General features: G+C 69.2%; 13 protein-coding genes. 3 read left to right on the top strand and 10 right to left on the bottom strand.

What is annotated here, in order from left to right; genetic code table 11:
• Position 1 precedes the first annotated feature (1 nt).
• From SD37_RS25360 to SD37_RS25340, 5 genes are all read right to left on the bottom strand, one after another.
• Positions 2–628 (bottom strand): response regulator, encoded by a 627-nt coding sequence (locus tag SD37_RS25360; RefSeq protein WP_037313277.1) that lies wholly within the window; start codon positions 626–628, stop codon positions 2–4.
• Positions 625–1,893: a sensor histidine kinase gene (locus tag SD37_RS25355; RefSeq protein WP_044851109.1), complete on the bottom strand. Its 1,269-nt coding sequence runs from the start codon at positions 1,891–1,893 to the stop codon at positions 625–627. Before SD37_RS25355 ends, SD37_RS25360 begins: the two co-directional genes overlap by 4 nt.
• Positions 1,890–3,410, bottom strand: a complete 1,521-nt coding sequence (locus SD37_RS25350) for an ArnT family glycosyltransferase (protein WP_044851235.1) — start codon at positions 3,408–3,410, stop codon at positions 1,890–1,892. Before SD37_RS25350 ends, SD37_RS25355 begins: the two co-directional genes overlap by 4 nt.
• Before the next feature lie 89 nt (positions 3,411–3,499).
• A complete protein-coding gene (locus SD37_RS25345) occupies positions 3,500–5,032 on the bottom strand; it encodes an ArnT family glycosyltransferase (RefSeq protein ID WP_044851234.1) in 1,533 nt (510 codons plus the stop codon).
• A 140-nt stretch (positions 5,033–5,172) separates the two neighbouring features.
• Positions 5,173–5,688 carry a ribonuclease FAU-1 family protein gene (locus tag SD37_RS25340; RefSeq protein ID WP_044851108.1) on the bottom strand — a complete coding sequence of 172 codons (516 nt, stop codon included), beginning with the start codon at positions 5,686–5,688 and terminating at the stop codon, positions 5,173–5,175.
• 142 nt (positions 5,689–5,830) lie between these two features.
• Between SD37_RS25340 and SD37_RS25335 the strand changes: the two genes are divergently transcribed.
• Complete coding sequence (locus tag SD37_RS25335; RefSeq protein ID WP_044851107.1) at positions 5,831–7,153, top strand: DUF5685 family protein; 1,323 nt, start codon at positions 5,831–5,833, stop codon at positions 7,151–7,153.
• Between the two features lie 91 nt (positions 7,154–7,244).
• On the top strand, positions 7,245–9,404 hold the full coding sequence (gene uvrB / locus SD37_RS25330; protein WP_044851106.1) for an excinuclease ABC subunit UvrB: 2,160 nt from the start codon (positions 7,245–7,247) through the stop codon (positions 9,402–9,404).
• A 73-nt stretch (positions 9,405–9,477) separates the two neighbouring features.
• On the opposite strand, the gene SD37_RS25325 is transcribed toward uvrB, so the two are convergent.
• From SD37_RS25325 to SD37_RS25305, 5 genes are all read right to left on the bottom strand, one after another.
• On the bottom strand, positions 9,478–10,887 hold the full coding sequence (locus SD37_RS25325; protein ID WP_044851105.1) for a S28 family serine protease: 1,410 nt from the start codon (positions 10,885–10,887) through the stop codon (positions 9,478–9,480).
• An 89-nt stretch (positions 10,888–10,976) separates the two neighbouring features.
• Positions 10,977–11,747, bottom strand: coding sequence for an enoyl-CoA hydratase/isomerase family protein (locus SD37_RS25320; protein WP_044851104.1), 771 nt, complete (start codon positions 11,745–11,747; stop codon positions 10,977–10,979).
• A gap of 48 nt (positions 11,748–11,795) precedes the next feature.
• Positions 11,796–12,218 (bottom strand): hypothetical protein, encoded by a 423-nt coding sequence (locus SD37_RS25315; protein ID WP_044851233.1) that lies wholly within the window; start codon positions 12,216–12,218, stop codon positions 11,796–11,798.
• A gap of 257 nt (positions 12,219–12,475) precedes the next feature.
• Positions 12,476–13,435, bottom strand: coding sequence for an ABC transporter permease (locus SD37_RS25310; RefSeq protein ID WP_044851103.1), 960 nt, complete (start codon positions 13,433–13,435; stop codon positions 12,476–12,478).
• Positions 13,428–16,349, bottom strand: a complete 2,922-nt coding sequence (locus SD37_RS25305) for an alpha/beta fold hydrolase (RefSeq protein WP_083255075.1) — start codon at positions 16,347–16,349, stop codon at positions 13,428–13,430. The genes SD37_RS25310 and SD37_RS25305 overlap by 8 nt, the downstream gene beginning before the upstream one ends.
• Before the next feature lie 274 nt (positions 16,350–16,623).
• On the opposite strand from SD37_RS25305, the gene SD37_RS25300 reads away from it, so the two are divergent.
• Positions 16,624–17,598, top strand: coding sequence for a TerC family protein (locus tag SD37_RS25300; protein ID WP_037313260.1), 975 nt, complete (start codon positions 16,624–16,626; stop codon positions 17,596–17,598).
• Positions 17,599–17,625 lie beyond the last annotated feature (27 nt).

The following is a 17,625-nucleotide window of genomic DNA, read 5'->3' as shown; positions in this document are numbered from 1 at the left end:
CTCAGCTCCCGAGGAGCCCCCGTTCGAAAGCGGTCGCGACGGCGGCCGCCCGGTCCTTCACCCCGAGCTTCGCATAGGCGTGCACGAGGTGTGTCTTCACGGTGGCCTCGCTGATGAACAGCTGTTTCGCGGCCTCCTTGTTGGTCGAACCCCGCGAGATCAGCGTGAGGACCTCGATCTCCCGGCGGCTCAGCGGTTCCGGCGCGGGTGCGCGCATCCTGCCCATGATCAGGTCGGCGACGGCGGGGGAGAGCACGGCCTCCCCGCGCGCCGTCGCGCGCACGGCACGGAAGAGTTCCTCGCGCGGAGCGTCCTTGAGCAGGTAACCGGTCGCGCCGGCCTCGATCGCCGGGACGACGTCGGTGTCGGTGTCGTAGGTCGTCAGCACGAGGATCCGCGCGGGGTTGCCGCGTTTCGCCAGTTCCGCGATCGCGGCCACCCCACCGGAGCCGGGCATCCGCAGGTCCATCAGCACGACGTCGGGGCGCAGTTTCTCCGTCAGCGCGACGGCTTCGTCGCCGGACGCCGCTTCGCCGAGTACCTCGAATCCCTGGTCCGCGGTGAAGATCCCGCGCAGCCCGTCACGGACGATCGGGTGATCGTCGGTGATCAGCAAGGTGATCGTCATGGACGGGCCTCCAGTGCGATGGCGGGAAGGTTGGCCGAAACGGCCGTCCCGCCGCCCGGCTCGGATTCGAGGTGCAGGGTGCCGGCAAGCCGGGCGACCCGGGCGCGCATCCCGGGGACGCCGAAACCGCCCTCACCGGAGGAGACGACCACGCCGGGATCGAAGCCGCGGCCGTCGTCCCTGACGTCGATGGTCACCTGATCGGCCATGTACGACAACGTGAGTCCCACGATCGTCGCGGCGGAGTGCTTCTCGACGTTGGCCAGCGCCTCCTGCGTGATCCGCAGCAGGGTCGCCTCGATCTCGGGGTGCAATGCCCGCGCGGTCCCGGTGGTGGTGAAGCGGACCTCGACGCCGGTCCGCTCGCCCCACAGCCGGGAGACCTCGTCGAGCGCCTCCGGCAGCGTCGCGCCCGCCAGCGGCTGGGGGCCGAGCGCGCGCACCGAACGCCGTGCGGCGGTCAGGTTCTCGCGCGCCAGCGCCATCGCGGTGCCGACGTGCCGCTGCCATTCCGCGGGATCGCCGTTCGCCTCCGCGGCCGCCTCCAGCTGGGTGATGATCCCGGTGAAGCCCTGGGCGAGTGTGTCGTGGATTTCCTGGCTCAGCCGCTGGCGCTCGTCGAGGACACCGGCTTCCCTGGCCTGGGCCAGCAATTGCCGCTGCAGCCCCGCGTTCTCCTCCTGCGCGGCGGCGAGTTCGTCGAGTACGCGTTTGCGTTCCGCGTGCTGACGCGCCATCGCCGCCGAGACGAGTCCGCCGCCTCCGATGGCGGCCGTCTGCACCAGCGTGACCACGAGCCACAACGCGGGCTGCTCGGCGAAGGCCTGGATCGGCCCGCCGTTGGGCAGTGTGTTGATCAGCGCGGAAACCACGAAGACCCCGGCCAGCGCGAGCGGGGCGGGCCGCAGCCGCATCGCGTCGAAGAACCCGGTGATCATGAAGATGAGGAACACCGTGTCATGTGCTTCGAGCACCGCGGCGATCGCGACGAGCCCGGTGAAGGACACGGCGACGACCACCGGATGTCCGGCCCACCGGGCCGGGACGAGGGTGAAGGACACCAGCAGCCAGGCCGCGGCGATCCCCGCCAGTTTCAAGGTGACGGCGGGATCGTTGCCGGAGAGCAGCAAGCTCAGCACCGTGCTCAGCGCCAGCAGCGCGTACGGCAGGAACCGCTCGATCCGGCCACCCCACGGCCGCCGCGGCGCCCGCCCGTCCCCTGGGGACGGCCACAGCGAGTCCTGCCACCGGATCCAGCTGGTCATACCCGGAATTCCCGCAGCCCCGGCCACGCGGTGGCCCAGGATTCGGTGTGCCCGGTGACCAGCCAGATCGGCATCCCGCGGCTCACGTTGCGGACGCCGAGCGCGTTGTCGACGCGGGAAACGATCCGGGCGTCGGTGAACGAGCGCAGCAGCCGCGCCGGATCGGGCCCGACGAACAGCACGGTGTCCGCGGTCTCCGGCGGACGGCCGAAGTACCAGAAACCCCGGCTGGGACTGTAAACGGCGGGCAGACCCAGGTCGGGGCCGTACCGGTCCAGCGCCCCGGCCTGCCAGTACCCCGCCGTCAGCAGGGTGGTGCGTGCCCGCTGCTCCGGTGGGAGCCGGTGATAGGCGTCCGCGACCGACCGGGCGAGGTCCGGCCAGCCGATCTCCTCCAGCGCGTACGCCGGACGCGGTACGTCGCGGCCCTCCGCGAGCCAGGCCGCCGGCCACACCGGGAGCGCGTAGGGGAGGGTGTACAGCGCGGACAACAGGAAGACCGGCCAGGTCGGGATCCAGCGGAACCACGAGGACGGCTTCACCTGTCCGAAGTGGACGGCCGCGCCCGCCCAGAGGACGCCGAACATGCCCGCCGCGTAGTAGTACCGGCCTCCGGACAGGATGAACAACACGATCACGCCGACGGCGGTCCAGCCGAGGAACCGGTACTCGCGCAACCGAGGGGAGAACAGCAGGACCCAAAGTCCATAAAGGACACCGACGACACCGATGCCGAGTCCGGCGCCGGTCAGCAGGGCGGGCAGGAACCCCGCCCGGCCGCTCCAGCCGCCGGTGGCCTCGTGCGCGATGACGTCACCCATCTCCAGCTGCGGCCAGCCGTTCGCGGCCTGCCACCACACGGTGGGCACCAGGGACAGCGCGGCGACAACCGCGCCGATCCACAGTTTGGGCCTGCGCAAGAGATCCCGGGGGCCGAAGACGAGGATCGCGACCCCGGCGGCGACCCAGAACGTCGCGACGAGGAGCTTGACGTTCAGTGCGACGGCGGTGGCGACGCCCAGCCACAGCAACAGATTGTCGTCGCGGGTCCGCATCCATCGCACGAGCAGCCACACGACGAGCGCCCACAACGCCGGGTCGATCGTCGACGTGGCCAGGTAGTGCCCGCTGCCGAGGAACTGCCCGCAGATGGCGTACGCGGCGGCGGCGCGGGTCTGCGCCCGGCGGTCGCCGCCCATCTCGTAGGCGATGAGCCCGGTGAACACGACACCGGCGGCCGTCGCGAGGACGGCGGGGAGGCGGAACACGAAGACGTTGCCCGGCGCGAGGGAGTCCATCGCCCACGCCAAAAGCGGCAGCACCGGCGGCTGGTCGGCGTAGCCCCAGGCCAGCCGCTTGCCGGCGGAGAGGAAGTACAGCTCGTCACCGAAGTAGCCGTACCGCCACGCCGTCGCCATCAGGACCGCCGCGGCCGCCGCGGCGAGCAGTGCCACCGGAAGACGGGCGAACGCCGCCCCGGGCACGGTCGGTGTTTCGGCCGCGCTGGCGGCTTTCATCCAGTCCTCGCAGATCCCTCGGGTGCCGGTCCCCTCGCACCCTACGTCCCACCGGCGTGGCGCGTCGGTCGTGAGCGGACCGGCGAGGCTCAGGAGCCCCAGTCCGTGAGTCGCGGCCACACCGTCCCCCAGGTTCCTTTCAAGCCGGTGGCCAGCCAGATCTTCATACCCTGACTCACGTTCGGGATCCCGGCCCGGTTGTCGAGCGTGCCGACCTCGCGCAGCCGCGTGAAGTACGGCACAAGCGCCGACGGGTCGTTCCCGACGAACAGGACGTCGCGCGCCGAGTCCGGCGGCCTCGGCAACGTGGCATAGCCGCGATTGGGGCTCGACGGTGACGGGAGTCCCAGGTCCGGTCCATAGTGGTCGATGGCACTGGCCTGCCAGTACCTCGCCGCGACGATGCCGGTGTGGGCCGGATCGGGTACGGCGCGATACGCCTGCGCCACCGATTCCGTGATCTCCCGCCAGCCGATCTCCTCGGTCGCGAAGACCGGCCGAGCCCAGACCGGCGTGCTCGCCACCGACGACTGCGGAAGGACCGGGAGCCGCAGCGGGACCGTGATCACCGCGGCCAGGACGAACACCGGCCAGGTGGCGACCCAGCGCCAGTACTTCGACGCTTGCCCCGCCTCGATCTCCACCGCGGCGGCGGCGAACAGCGGGGCGAACATCCCGGCCGCGTAGTAGTAGCGCCCGTTCACCAGCAGGAACACCGCGAGCACGCCGACCGCGGTCCATCCCAGGAACCGGTACGGCCGCAGGCTTCCGGATCGCACCAGCCGCCACAGCCCGTAACAGAAGAGGATCATGCCGACGGGGATGCCCGCGCTCATCACCAGCGTCGGAACGAAGGTGACCCGCCCGCCCCACTCCGCCGAGACCTCCTCGGAGATCGCCGCGCCCATGCTCAGCTGCGGCCACCCGTGCGCGGCCTGCCAGACGAGCGTGGGCGCGATCATCACGGCGGCGAGCACCGCGCCGCCCCAGAACGCCGGACGGCGGAAGAGGTCGCGGGGCCCGCAGACCGCGACGGCCATCAGTGCGACGACCCAGAACGCGCCGATGAGGAACTTCGTGTTCAGCGCGAGCCCGGTCACCACGCCGCCCCAGAGCAGCAGCCCGTCCGCGCGGGTCCCCACCCACCGGACGAGCAGCCAGATCAGCAGCGTCCACAGGAACGGGTCGATGGTGCTGGTCGCCAGATAGTGCCCGCCGCCGAGCATCTGGGTGGACAGCGCGAAGGTGGCCGCCGAGATCACCTGCGCCCGGCGGCCACCGCCGAATTCCCTGGCGATCAACGCGGTCAGCACGACACTGGCGACCATCGCCAGCATCGCCGGTATCCGCAGGACGAAGGGAGAATCGGCGCCGAACGCGTCCATCAGGCGCGCCAGGACCGGCAGGAGCGGCGGCTGGTCGGCATACCCCCAGTCCAGATGCCGGCCGGCCGCCAGGAAGTACAGCTCGTCGCCGAAGTAGCCGTAGCGCCCGGCCGTCGCCGCGAGCACCGCCCCCATCGCACCGGCGATCGCCAGCACCGGTGTCCGCGCGAACGGCGCGATCACCGGCCGTTCCCCTCCGCCGTACCGTTCCCGGAGTTCCCCGGTCTCGGCGACCATGGACATCCGCCCCTCTCGCTCGGTTCCGCTCATGATCGAGAATCCCGTACCGGGGCGGCGCGGTGAATCCTTCGGCCGGACGGGAGCCGCTCAACCGGGAGGATGGGGCGGGGTCAACCGATCGATGGACCCCCGCGCGGTCAGTGCCGTCGCCAGCCGAGCGTGACGTCCTTTGTGGACAGCCAACCACGCAGGTCGTGACCGTGCGAGGCCAGTCCGTCCACGGTCGTGTGACTGATGCCGAGCGCGCGTTCGCCGTCGGCGGGGGAGAGCAGCCCGGCGGTGACGGCGGCGAGGAGTTCGTCGGCGTCGATCACCTGGACGGATTTCTTGTCCCGCAGGACGAGGTCGAGATAGAGGTCGGTGGCGATCCAGACACCGTCTTCGCGGCGGATGTCGACGACGTCGAGGTAGAAGTCCTGATCACGTTCGTGGCCGGGGTTGAACCAGAAGTCGGTGATCCGCAGGCCGAGGTCCGGCAGCAGCCAGGATTCGAGGTAGTGGAACTGCGTCCGCCCAGGCGTCGGCCGCGCCATGTAGAGGCCGAAGGGTTCTTCGCGGTATTCCTCGACGTCCCTCACGATGCCCTTGGGATCCGTGTTGGTCTTCGTGGCCGGATCGAAGTACTCGACCTTGGGCGGATGCGGCGCGGTCATGGGCCCATCTTGGAAGGCCCCGGCGTCCGCGAACACCGCCCAACCGGGTGGACGATCACGTTTTCCCGGTTTCCCCGGAGCAAGCCGCCATCGCCGGATAGGGTGCGCTGGTTCCGCCGTAGGGGTGAGTGGGAGACGACGCATGTTCGGGATCATCAGGCCGTGCCGGCACCGGCTTTCCGCAGGTCTGCACGCGGATTGGCTCGCCCATCTCTGCGGCCTCTGCCTGACGCTGCGCGACGAACACGGACATCTCGCCCGAATGGTCACGAACTACGACGGCTTGATCATCTCCGCCCTCGTCGAAGCCCAGGCGCCGCGCGCGGAGGGACGGCGCGACGCCGGCCCCTGCGCGCTCCGGGCGATGAAGGGAACGTCGGTGGCGCAGGGTGGCGGCGCCCAGCTCGCGGCGGCGGTCTCCCTGGTGCTGGCGTCGGCCAAGATCAGTGACCACGTCGAGGACCGTGACGGGGCCTTCGCGCGGCGGTCCGTCGCCGTCGCGGCGAAGCGGATGGCGACGCGCTGGGCGGATCAGGGTGGCCGGACCGGTACGCGGATCGGGTTCGACACCGGGGTCCTGACCGAAGCCGTCGACCGCCAGGGGGAGATCGAACGGGCCGTCCGCCTGGGCGATTCGGCCCTGCTGGCCACCGAACCCGCCGAACTGGCGACCGCGGCCGCGTTCGCGCACACCGCTGTGCTGGCAGGCCACCCGGAGAACGCGGCGCCGCTGGCCGAGGCCGGGCGCCTGTTCGGCCGGGCCGCGCATCTGCTCGACGCCGTCGAAGACCTCGCCGAAGACGAGGCCGCCGGCGCGTGGAACCCGCTGACGGCCACCGGCACCGGCCTCGCCGAGGCGCGACGGCTGTGCGACGACGCCGTGCTCGGCGTCGAACTGGCCCTTCGCGAGGTGAGCTTCGTCCAGCCCACGCTGGTGCACGCGCTGCTGGTGCACGAACTGCGCCAGGCGGTGCGGCGCGCCTTCGGGCACAGCCTCCTCGGACCCGCGCACGGACATGGTCACGGCCCGCAGCAGCCGCCTCCGGGCTGGATCGGGCCAGGTCCGCGGCCGCAGCAGCACCCCCATCAGCCCTATCCGCAGCAGCAGTACCCACAGCAGCCGTACCCGCAGGGCGGTCACCAGCCGCCGCCTCCGCCGCCGGGTGCCCCGGGCGGCGGCGGCCCGCCCCAGGAGCCGCCGAAGAAGAAGGGGCGGCACAGCGGCGGTGTGCCGATCGACGGTCAGGGCGGCGGCTGCTGGGTGCCGAAGTTCCGGGTCCCGCCCCGGCCGCGGAACTTCTTCTTCGGGTGCGCCGTGGCCACCTACATGTGCTGTTCGTGCCAGTTCTGCTGCCGCGACCCGTTCCCCGGCCCGTGGAGCGGGAAGCCGCGGGAAGCCTGTTCGAACAACTGCGACGGTTGTGACTGCTGTGATTGCTGTTCCTGCTGTGACTGTTCGTGCTGACTCGTGAGTGGTAATGACGGTTAGAACCGTCATTACCACTCACGACCACGCTGAGCGGAAACTGTCGGACCTTGCGCCTACTCTGGTTCCCGTGGCTTTCGCATCCGAACACCCCGTACTCGCCCAGTCGGACTTCCGCCCCGTCACCGAGATCCCCCGGACCGGTGGCCGGTTCGAGGTGGTCAGCGAGTACAAGCCCGCCGGTGACCAGCCGGCGGCCATCGACGAGCTCGAACGGCGGATCAACGCGGGCGAGAAGGACGTCGTGCTGCTGGGCGCCACCGGTACCGGTAAGTCGGCGACCACGGCCTGGCTGATCGAACGCGTCCAGCGCCCGACGCTGGTGATGGCGCCGAACAAGACGCTCGCCGCGCAGCTGGCGAACGAGCTGAGGGAGTTGTTCCCGCACAACGCGGTCGAGTACTTCGTCAGTTACTACGACTACTACCAGCCCGAGGCGTACATCGCCCAGACGGACACCTACATCGAGAAGGACTCCTCGATCAACGACGACGTCGAGCGGCTTCGGCACTCGGCGACGATGAACCTGCTGTCGCGGCGCGACGTCATCGTGGTCGCGAGTGTGTCGTGCATCTACGGCCTCGGCACGCCGCAGTCGTATCTCGACCGGTCGACGAAGCTGAAGGTCGGCGAGCAGCTGGACCGCGACGTCTTCCTCCGCGCGCTGGTGGACGTGCAGTACACCCGCAACGACATCGCCTTCGCGCGCGGCACCTTCCGCGCCAGGGGCGACACGGTCGAGATCATCCCGGCGTACGAGGAGCTGGCGATCCGCGTCGAGTTCTTCGGTGACGAGATCGAGAAGCTGTATTACCTGCACCCGCTCACCGGCGACATCGTGAAAGAGGTCGACGAGGTCCGCATCTTCCCGGCCACGCACTACGTCGCGGGCCCGGAGCGGATGGAGAAGGCCATCCACGGTATCGAGGCCGAACTGGAGCAGCGCCTGGCCGAGCTGGAGAAGCAGGGCAAGCTCCTCGAAGCCCAGCGGCTGCGGATGCGCACCGCGTACGACATCGAGATGATGCGCCAGGTCGGGTTCTGCTCCGGCATCGAGAACTACTCGCGGCATATCGACGGTCGCGAGGCGGGGTCCGCGCCCGCCACCCTGATCGACTACTTCCCGGAAGACTTCCTGCTGGTCATCGACGAGTCGCACCAGACGGTCCCGCAGATCGGCGGCATGTTCGAAGGCGACATGTCGCGGAAGCGGAACCTGGTCGAGTTCGGGTTCCGCCTGCCCAGCGCGGTCGACAACCGGCCGCTGACCTGGGAGGAGTTCAGCGACCGGATCGGACAGACGGTGTACCTGTCGGCGACGCCGGGGCCGTACGAGATGGGCCAGGCGGGCGGCGAGTTCGTCGAGCAGGTCATCCGGCCGACCGGCCTGGTCGACCCGAAGGTGGTCGTGAAGCCGACCGAGGGCCAGATCGACGACCTGGTGCACGAGATCCGCGAGCGGGCCGAGAAGGACGAGCGCGTCCTGGTCACCACGCTCACGAAGAAGATGTCCGAGGACCTCACCGACTACCTGCTGGAACTCGGCATCCGGGTGCGGTACCTGCACTCCGAGGTCGACACCCTCCGCCGGATCGAGCTGCTGCGGCAGCTGCGGGCGGGCGATTTCGACGTGCTGGTCGGGATCAACCTGCTCCGTGAGGGACTCGACCTGCCCGAGGTCTCGCTGGTCGCGATCCTCGACGCGGACAAGGAGGGCTTCCTCCGCAGCGGTACCTCGCTGATCCAGACGATCGGCCGCGCGGCGCGAAACGTGTCGGGTGAGGTGCACATGTACGCGGACAAGATCACCGACTCGATGCGGCACGCCATCGACGAGACCGATCGCCGCCGTGCCAAGCAGGTCGCCTACAACGAGGAGCGCGGCGTCGACCCGCAGCCGCTGCGGAAGAAGATCGCCGACATCCTCGACCGGGTCTACAGCGAGGCCGAGGACTCGGAGGAGATCGTCGCCGTCGGCGGTTCGGGCCGGAACGTGTCGAGGGGCAAGAAACCCGAGCAGGGCGACAGGGTGCGCAGCTCCGGGATGCTGACCGACAAGGACGTCTCCGGGATGCCCCGGGCCCAGCTGGCGGATCTCATCCAGCAGATGACCGACCAGATGATGCAGGCCGCGCGCGACCTGCAGTTCGAACTGGCCGCCCGGCTGCGGGACGAGGTCGCGGACCTGAAGAAGGAGCTTCGCGGCATGGACGCGGCCGGCATCAAGTGAGCACGCGTTTCGTCCTCTGGATGCGGTAGTTGCACGCGCAAGGAACGCAACCAGAGGACGAAACGCGGGGATCTCAGAGGCGCGGGCGCTCCAGCAACGTCAGGTCCGCGTCGAAGTCCGGGAACCCGGCGGGTACCGAACGTGTGGTGACGCCGGGCGTAACCGGCGGCAGGCCGGCCCAGCGCCGTACGGTGTTCGTCGCTTCGCTCGCCTGTGCGGCCGGAAGCTGGGCGATCCGGGCACCGTGGTTCCCGCCCGGCACGGTGTAGCTGTAGGAGTCCTTCGTGCCGAAGCCCAGCCGGAACGGCTCGGCACCCCACGGGTCGTTCCCGCCGTAGACGAACAGCAGCCGCTTGCCCTGCGACTTCACCCAGAAGTCGATGTCCGGCATGGCCAGGTGATCGAACCGGGGGATGTCGACCGACTTCGGCACGAACGTCCGCGCCGCGTTCCGGCCCGGGTACCGCAGAAGATCCCGCAGGTAGCTCTCGTAGGACTCCGGGGCGCCGAGCTGGTACGCCGCCTGGAAGTAGTACGGGACATAGCGTTCGAGGTTCTGGTCCGAATAGGTGTTGAGGCTTTCGACGCGCTCGAACCAGGCGAAGACCTCGGCCGCCGGGGCGCCCGGCTTCGGCACCGTCGCGCAGTCCGCCTGCTTCTGGTACTGCCAGAACGCGAAGTACGAGTCGATGACCGAGATCTCCAGCGAGACATCGGCCGAGCCGACGGTCGTGAACGTGTAACCGTTCTTGACCGCGTCGGCCTCGGCGAGCGCCGCGAACTCGGAACGCCGCGTGAGCACGTCGCGCTGGACGGCCTTCAACGCCGAGCGGCAGGCGGGGTCGTCGCCGACGTTCGCCAGGAACCGGTTGTAGCGGTCGTGCGAGTCGATGACGTCGTTGGGTGCGACGTAGGGGATCGTCGCGTCGACGTCGTTCGGGAAGAACCTACGGAAGTAGGTCGCCGTCATGCCGCCCTTGCTGCCGCCGGTCGCCAGCCACTTGCCGGGGTAGATCCGCTTGAACGCCTCGACGGCGCGGTGCTGATCCGCCGCCGCCTGCCAGATCGTCAGCTGCTTGCCCCAGTCCGGCCGGTCCGGCCGCGAGGGGGTGAAGAACCGGTATTCCATCGACAGCTGGTTGCCGTCGACGATCTGCGTCGGCTCGGAGCGGTTGGCCGATTCCGACACGTTGTACCCGCTTGTGTACACCACGGTCGGCGAGCGGAATTCCTTGTGCAGCAAGGTGAATCGCTGCTGGAAGGTACCGGCGCCCGGCCTGCGGTGGTCGACGGGCTGGGTGTAGGTGAGCTTGAAGAACCGGTAGCCGGTCGGCGCCGGATTCTCCGAGACGACGGTCAACCCGGGTATCCGCCCGAGCGCGTCCTTGATGTCCTCCGGTGCCGCCTGCGCGGCCGGGGTCAGCCCGGCCAGTGCGAGCACGGTGATCGCCAGAACCGACCACGCCGCCGTGAGCTTCCGCATCGATGCCCTCCCCATCGCCGACCTTCGAGCGGTCGGATACTCACAGAGTCCCCGCCGGTCGGCAATCGGCTATCCGGTCGAGCCCGTGCTCAGGCCTGGCCGCGGAGCACCCTGTCGACGTAGGCATTGATGGCCGCGAGCGCCTCAGGGGAGCTCCACAGTTCGAGGACATGGGCGTCGTCGCCGGTGCGGTGTTCCGCGATCCGCTCGTGGAACGGTCGGTGCAGCTGGGCCTTCGTGTGCGCGTACGCGGCCGCGGGGATCTCGGCGAGCTTCTTGGCCAGCTCGACCGCTCGCGGCAGCACGGTCTCCGGCGCGGTCACCTCGTCCACCAGACCGAGCCGGAGCGCGTCGTCGGGCAGGTGGGTTTCGCCGAGGAACGCCAGCTCACCGAGGATGTCGGCGCCGAAGCCCGAGCGCAGGATCTCCAGCGCCGCCAACGGGAACGGGACGCCGACGAGCAGTTCGGTGACCCCGATCCGGCTCGGGCCCGAGGCGAGGATCCGGCGGTCGCAGGCGGCGGCGAGCACCGCCCCGCCGGCGATCGCGTGGCCGTTGAGGGCCGCGACCACCGGACCGGGGAAGCCGAACACCGAAAGGAACGCGTCCGACAACGCGGGCAGGAAGTCCTCGATGTAACCGGCGCCGCCGTCATGCACCCGGCGCAGGTCGACGCCCGCCGAAAAGATGCTTCCCGAGCCTGTCAGCACGACGCCGCGATAGCCGCCGAGCTGGACGTCTTCGAGGCGGACGATCAGTTCCTGGCAGAACTCGGTGTCGAGGGTATTGGCTTTGCCGTGCTGCAGGGTGACGACGGCGATCCCGCCTTCGTCGTCCACGCGGATCGAAGAGGTGGCCATGAGCCCGACCGTACCCGAGCCGGCGGACCTCTACAGTGGAGTCGCGTCTCAGTCGGCCAGGCGCACGGTGACCGTGGGGCTGAAGGAGCGCTTGCGATTCCACCCGGTCTCGGCGCCGATGCTCAGCTGGATGGCCCGGTCGGCGGGCGCCCAGTAGCCGGTGCGGACGAAATACGCGTCCATGGCGCACAGCCTGCTGCAGGACTTGCGGTTGCAGATGGTCTCCCAGCCCCATTGCCTGCCGCTCTCCTCGACGCCGTTGCGGCGGACGAACAAATGCGGGTTGCCGATCTCGCGGCAGTAGGCGCTGCCCTCGGAGATGTAGAGGACGCCGTCGATCTTGTAGAACCGCTTGTTGTCGAGAAGTGTCACCTGACCCGAGACGGCGAATCCGACTCGCCCGCCCTTGCCGGAGCTCATGGTCCAATCAAGAGCGAATTCCTGGACCGGGATCTCGATCGACTGGGTCATGGTGACATCCCCGCTTTCTTCTCGCGTCGGCACCTTCGCACTGAAGATAAGGATTTCCCGGAGGTCGTCGATGGTGAAGGGGAACTTTTCACCCGATGAGTCGATGATCTGAAAAACGATGTTCTCATGCGCATGAAACACCGATTACCGGCGCTAACGGGTGAAGGTCGCCACGGCCAGTGAAAACCGGGGCCCACCAGGGAAGAGGATTTCGTCTTCCCGGTGGACCCCGGTGTTTTTTCAGTGCGGAAACGCTCTCAGCTGGTGATGTCCTTCGTCGCGAATCGCCGACCGGCGAGCAGGAAGAACACGGTGCCGTACAACGCGGCCGACAGCATGCCGTTGGCCATGTTCGTCCAGTCGATATCGGTCGAGATCAGATCCATCCACGAGAACGCGAAATGCGTCGGCAGGTAGTCCCGCAGCCCTTCCAGCGCGGTGATCTGATCGAGGATCTGCGAAACGATCGCGACGATCACCGCCCCGCCGACGGCACCCAGCGGGGCGTCGGTGGCGACCGAGAGCAGCATCGCCAGCCCGGCCACCCACGCCAGCTGCAGGATGATGTAGATCGTCGCCAGGCCCATGGCCACGAGGCTGTCGCCGAAGGTCACCGCGTCCCCGGTCGGGCTGATCGCGTCGCCCGCTCCGTACCAGATGACGCCGACCGCCAGCGAAACCAGCGGCAACAGGATCAGCGCGGCCGCCGAGAGGATGCCGGAGACGATCGCCTTCTGCCGCAGCACCCGGTGCCGGGGGACCGGCATCGCGAGCAGGTACTTCAAGCTCGACCACGACGCCTCGCTCGCGATCGTGTCGCCGTAGAACAGCGCCACGATCATCGGCAGCAGGAACGTTCCGGAGACGAACAGCGCGAGCACCACGAAGTTCGGCGCGCTCGCGGTGGCGAGGTCGACGAAACCGCCGCTGCGGCGGTTCGGGTTGGCCTGCCCGATCTCGAACGCGATGACCAGGATGAACGGCAGCAGCGCGACGAACCCCAGCATGAACTGGGTCCGCCGCCGTTTGAGCTGCCGTTTCAGCTCGACGCCGAGCCGCAGGGTCCGGTCGGCGCGGTACCCGGCCACCGCCCCGTCCGGGCCGACCTCGGTCCGTTCGTGCGAAGCGACCTCGGTCAGCTCCAGCAGCGCGGCCGGGTCGGTGTGCACGCCATGATCCGCCCGGGTCACCGGGGAAGAACCATTGGTTTTACTCACCCTTCGAGTCCTCTCCGACCAGCTGCAGGAACGCGTCTTCCAGACGGCGCCTCGGCCCGGCCTGTTCGACCGCGACCCCGGCGCGCACGAGGGCGGCGACCGCCTCGGCGCGCGCGAGACCGTCGAGATCCGCGTGGACCAGTTCCCCGTCGACGTCGACGCCGGAAACGCCGCCGACTTTCCGCAGCGCTTCGGCCGCCTCGGCGGGCTTGTCGACCCGGAAGGTCGCCTCGCCACTGGACGCGGCCAGTTCGCCGACCTCACCCGAGGCGACCAGCATGCCGCGGTGCATCACGACCACGTGCGTACAGGTCTGCTCGACCTCGGCCAGCAGGTGGCTCGAAACCACCACGGTGCGCCCGGTCGCCGCGTAGCGCTGGAGCACCTCGCGCATCTGGTGGATCTGGGGCGGGTCGAGCCCGTTGGTCGGTTCGTCGAGCACCATGAGCTCCGGCAGGCCGAGCATCGCCTGCGCGATCGCGAGCCGCTGCCGCATTCCCTGGCTGTAGGTGCGGACCCGCCGGTTCACCGCGTCGCCGAGCCCGGCGATCTCCAGTGCCTCGGCGAAATGGGCCTTGTCCCTCGGGCGGCCCGTGCTCGCCCAGTACAGCTCCAGGTTCTCCTTGCCGGACAGGTGCGGCAGGAACCCCGAACCCTCCACAAAGGACCCGATCCGGGACAGCACCGGCGCGCCGGGCGCGATCAGGTGGCCGAACACCCGGATGGTGCCCGCGGTCGGCGTGATGAGCCCCATCAGCATGCGCAGCGTCGTCGTCTTGCCCGCGCCGTTCGGCCCGAGCAGGCCGAGGACCTGGCCGGGTTCCACCCGGAACGACAGATCCTTCACCGCGACGAATCCGCCCGCGTACGCCTTGCGCAGTCCTTCGATCACCAGCGGCGTCTTCGCCAGGCTCTCGTCGACGTCGTGGGCGCGGCGGCGGCGGAACGCGGCGATCACCGTGATCGCGATACCCGCGAGCAGCGTCCCGGCGATCCCGAGCAGCTGCGCCGTCGGCGCTCCCACCCCGACCGAAGTGCCGTGGACGACCGGGACGCCGAGCTGTCCGCCGTCAGCCAGTCCGACGCGGAACACCGCGGGTTCGACCGGGGTCGCGAACGACTGGTCCGTGGTGCCGACGACGAGCCGGAGCGTATGCCCGGCCTCCAGCGGCCGCACGATGCCCGGCAGGGTCACCGTCACCTCGACCGGGCTGCCGTCCGCGGGCAGACCGGAGACGCGGAACGGGGCGACCGCGTTCGCCGGAAGCGCGCGCACGCCCTCGGAGTTGACGTCGTAGAGCTTCGCGAACAGGACGGCTTCCTTCTGCGGCGCGGCACCGGAAGAGTTCACCACTGGATCGGCCGAGACCTGCAGCCGGACCGTGGACGAACCGGCCACGATGGTCTGCGCGTCGAGGGGCCGCGTCGTGAACTGCGCGGCCTGACCGGGCGGGTCCACAGTGAACAGTCCGGACAGCCGGGAAGAACTGGCCACCGCGCCGTTCAAACCGGGGATGCCGCTCACCGCGGCGGGGTTGCCGCCGGCGGGCCGGACGACCGGCTGGGCCGGGCCCTCCAGGGTGAACCGCCGTCGTTCGGTGGCGTCGCCGGTGGCGCCCGGGTACGCCGGTGCGGTGACCGTCCGGACCGACGGGGCGCCGTTGGCGCGCAGCGTGCCCTGGATGTCGTAGCTGAACCCGGTACCGGGATCGGTGCCCTGCCCGGTGAGGGAGAACTTGAGGAAGTCGGCGATCGTCGCCCGCAGCTTCTGCCCGGGTTTCCCGCCGTCGTGGCCGCCGGTGTACCAGATCGTGCGGACCTTGCCGCCCGCCGCGGCGATCTGCCGGGCGGTCGCGTCGGACTGGTCCAACCCGAACAGGGTGTCGCTTTCGCCCTGCACCAGCAGGGTCGGCACGGTGATCTTGTCCGTCACGGACGCGGGGGAGACGCGGCGGAGCAGGTCGATGGTGCGCGGGCTCGCCTTACCGGTGGTGGCGAGTTCGGTGTAGGCCTGGCAGACGTCGGCGGTGAACCGTCCACAAGGGTCGGCCGGGCCGCTCGGTGGCCGCTGGCCGTTCGGGCCGCCGAGCGGAAGGGACTGCGCCGCGGCGCCCGCGGCTCCCGCGCCCTGTGCCGCACCGGATTCGCTCGTCTCGTCACCGGCTTCGGGCGCGTCGTTGGCGGGAGAGCCACTCTGCGCCGCGCCGGAGCCGGCGGAGAAGAAGATGCCGGCCCACGACTTCTTGAAGACGCCGTCCGCGGTGAACGCGCCCGCGGCCGGAGTGGTGGCGGCCGGGGCCGTCGCCGAGGCCGCGTTCGGGAAAAGGCCCTGCGCGAGGTCGTTGTAGGTGATCACCGGCGCGATCGCGTCGACCCGCTTGTCGGTCCCGGCGAGCAGCAGGGACAGCGCGCCGCCGTACGAGGCGCCGGACGCGGCCACCTTCGGATCGCCGTTCTCGCTGAGCACTTCCGGCCTCGTGGCGAGGTGGTCGATCAGCTTCCGGGCGTCGGCGACCTCGCGGTCGGGGTCGTTCAGCGCGATCTTGCCGGTGCTGCGGCCGAAACCGCGGGCGGACCAGGCGAGTACGACGAAACCCTTGTCGGCGAGTTCGCGGGCTTCGGTGGCGACACTGTTCTTGTCGCCGCCGAAACCGTGGGCGAGCAGGACGGCCGGAGCCGGGGTCCGCTCGGGGACGTACATCGTCGTGTCGATCTTGACGACCTCCGGCGAACCCGGTGTTTCGGGCAGGTCGAGGGTCGCTTCCTGGGTTTTCACTGCGGACGGCGCGGGGTCGCTGGTCGTCCACACGACGGCCGCGGCGGCCAGGACCACCACGACCGCGGCGAGCGCGGTGAGCTTCGCGCCTCGCGTGCGAGGGAGCGGGATTCGGGGCACGGAATGACCGTATTTCACCGATGCTGAGAGTCGCCCGTCCGGCTCACGCGGACCACACAAGCGGGATCGGTGTGACGGGAGTTACGCCATCATCTTGGTGACAAGGGCAACCTTAACTGGCGTCATGCGTACAGACAGGTCAAACTGGACCAGCTGTGAGGGGAGTATTCCTTCGCGGCGGTGTCGTCAGCACGGTGGCCTTCGCAGGCCCCCGGCACCGTCGGCCGGTCTCGTACCGGCGGAAGAGACCTCCGGTTAGTTGCTGCTGTGCACTATCCGGAGGGTTGGTTAGATGTCTGTTCCCCTGTGGCTATGGATCGCCACGGTCGGCGGTCTGCTCGCGCTGATCGCACTCGACCTCGTCATCGTCGATCGCAAGCCGCATGAGGTCACCACCGGCGAGGCCGCCAGGTGGGTCATTTTCTACGTCGCGGTGGCCGTCGCCTTCGGTATCGGCGTCTGGGTCTTCGCCGGACACGACCCCGGGGTCCAGTTCTTCACCGGGTACATCACCGAGTACTCGCTGAGCGTCGACAACCTGTTCATCTTCATGATCATCATGACGTCGTTCAAGGTGCCCGCGATCCACCAGCACCGGGTGCTGCTGATCGGCATCCTGCTCGCGCTCGCCATGCGCAGTGTGTTCATCGCCGTGGGCGCCGCGCTGATCGCGCAGTTCGTCTGGGTCTTCTTCCTCTTCGGCGCGGTCCTCATCTGGACCGCGATCAGCATGGTCCGCAACAAGGACGAAGAAGAGGAATACGAGGAGAACGCGCTCACCCGCTGGGTGCGCAAGCTCTTCCCGGTCACCGAAGAGTGGCACGGGCACAAGTCCTTCGTGAAGAAGGACGGCAAGCGCTGGATCACCCCGATGTTCCTGGTGATCGTCGCGATCGGCAGCGCCGACCTGCTGTTCGCCGTCGACTCGATCCCGGCGATCTTCGGCATCACCCAGGAGGCGTTCCTGGTCTTCACCGCCAACGCGTTCGCGCTGATGGGCCTGCGCCAGCTGTACTTCCTGCTCGGCGGCCTGGTCACCAAGCTGGTGTACCTGTCCTACGGTCTCGCGGTGATCCTCGCCTTCATCGGCGCCAAGCTGTTCCTGCACGCGCTGCACGAGTACCACGTGGTGCCGGACTGGCTCGACATCAACAACTGGGTCTCCCTCGGTGTCATCGTCGTGGTCCTGACCGTGACGACGCTGGCCAGCCTCGCTAAAGCGAAGAAACTGGAAGCCGCCGAGCGGGAGTCTTCGATCAGTAGTTAGAACTGCTAAGGATCGGGTACCGTCGGG

Origin of the sequence: Amycolatopsis orientalis, assembly GCF_000943515.2 — a bacterium.
Lineage (GTDB): Bacteria > Actinomycetota > Actinomycetes > Mycobacteriales > Pseudonocardiaceae > Amycolatopsis > Amycolatopsis orientalis.
Note: the sequence above shows the minus strand (reverse complement) of the source record. Positions and strands in the feature narration are given on the sequence as shown.

Coding starts and splice junctions, on each gene's coding strand:
- SD37_RS25335 (WP_044851107.1), top strand. CDS start 5,831: ATGTTCGGGATCATCAGGCCGTGCCGGCACCGGCTTTCCGCAGGTCTG.
- SD37_RS25320 (WP_044851104.1), bottom strand. CDS start 11,747: ATGGCCACCTCTTCGATCCGCGTGGACGACGAAGGCGGGATCGCCGTC.
- SD37_RS25350 (WP_044851235.1), bottom strand. CDS start 3,410: ATGAAAGCCGCCAGCGCGGCCGAAACACCGACCGTGCCCGGGGCGGCG.
- SD37_RS25355 (WP_044851109.1), bottom strand. CDS start 1,893: ATGACCAGCTGGATCCGGTGGCAGGACTCGCTGTGGCCGTCCCCAGGG.
- SD37_RS25345 (WP_044851234.1), bottom strand. CDS start 5,032: ATGGTCGCCGAGACCGGGGAACTCCGGGAACGGTACGGCGGAGGGGAA.
- SD37_RS25360 (WP_037313277.1), bottom strand. CDS start 628: ATGACGATCACCTTGCTGATCACCGACGATCACCCGATCGTCCGTGAC.
- SD37_RS25315 (WP_044851233.1), bottom strand. CDS start 12,218: ATGACCCAGTCGATCGAGATCCCGGTCCAGGAATTCGCTCTTGATTGG.
- SD37_RS25325 (WP_044851105.1), bottom strand. CDS start 10,887: ATGCGGAAGCTCACGGCGGCGTGGTCGGTTCTGGCGATCACCGTGCTC.
- SD37_RS25300 (WP_037313260.1), top strand. CDS start 16,624: ATGTCTGTTCCCCTGTGGCTATGGATCGCCACGGTCGGCGGTCTGCTC.
- SD37_RS25340 (WP_044851108.1), bottom strand. CDS start 5,688: ATGACCGCGCCGCATCCGCCCAAGGTCGAGTACTTCGATCCGGCCACG.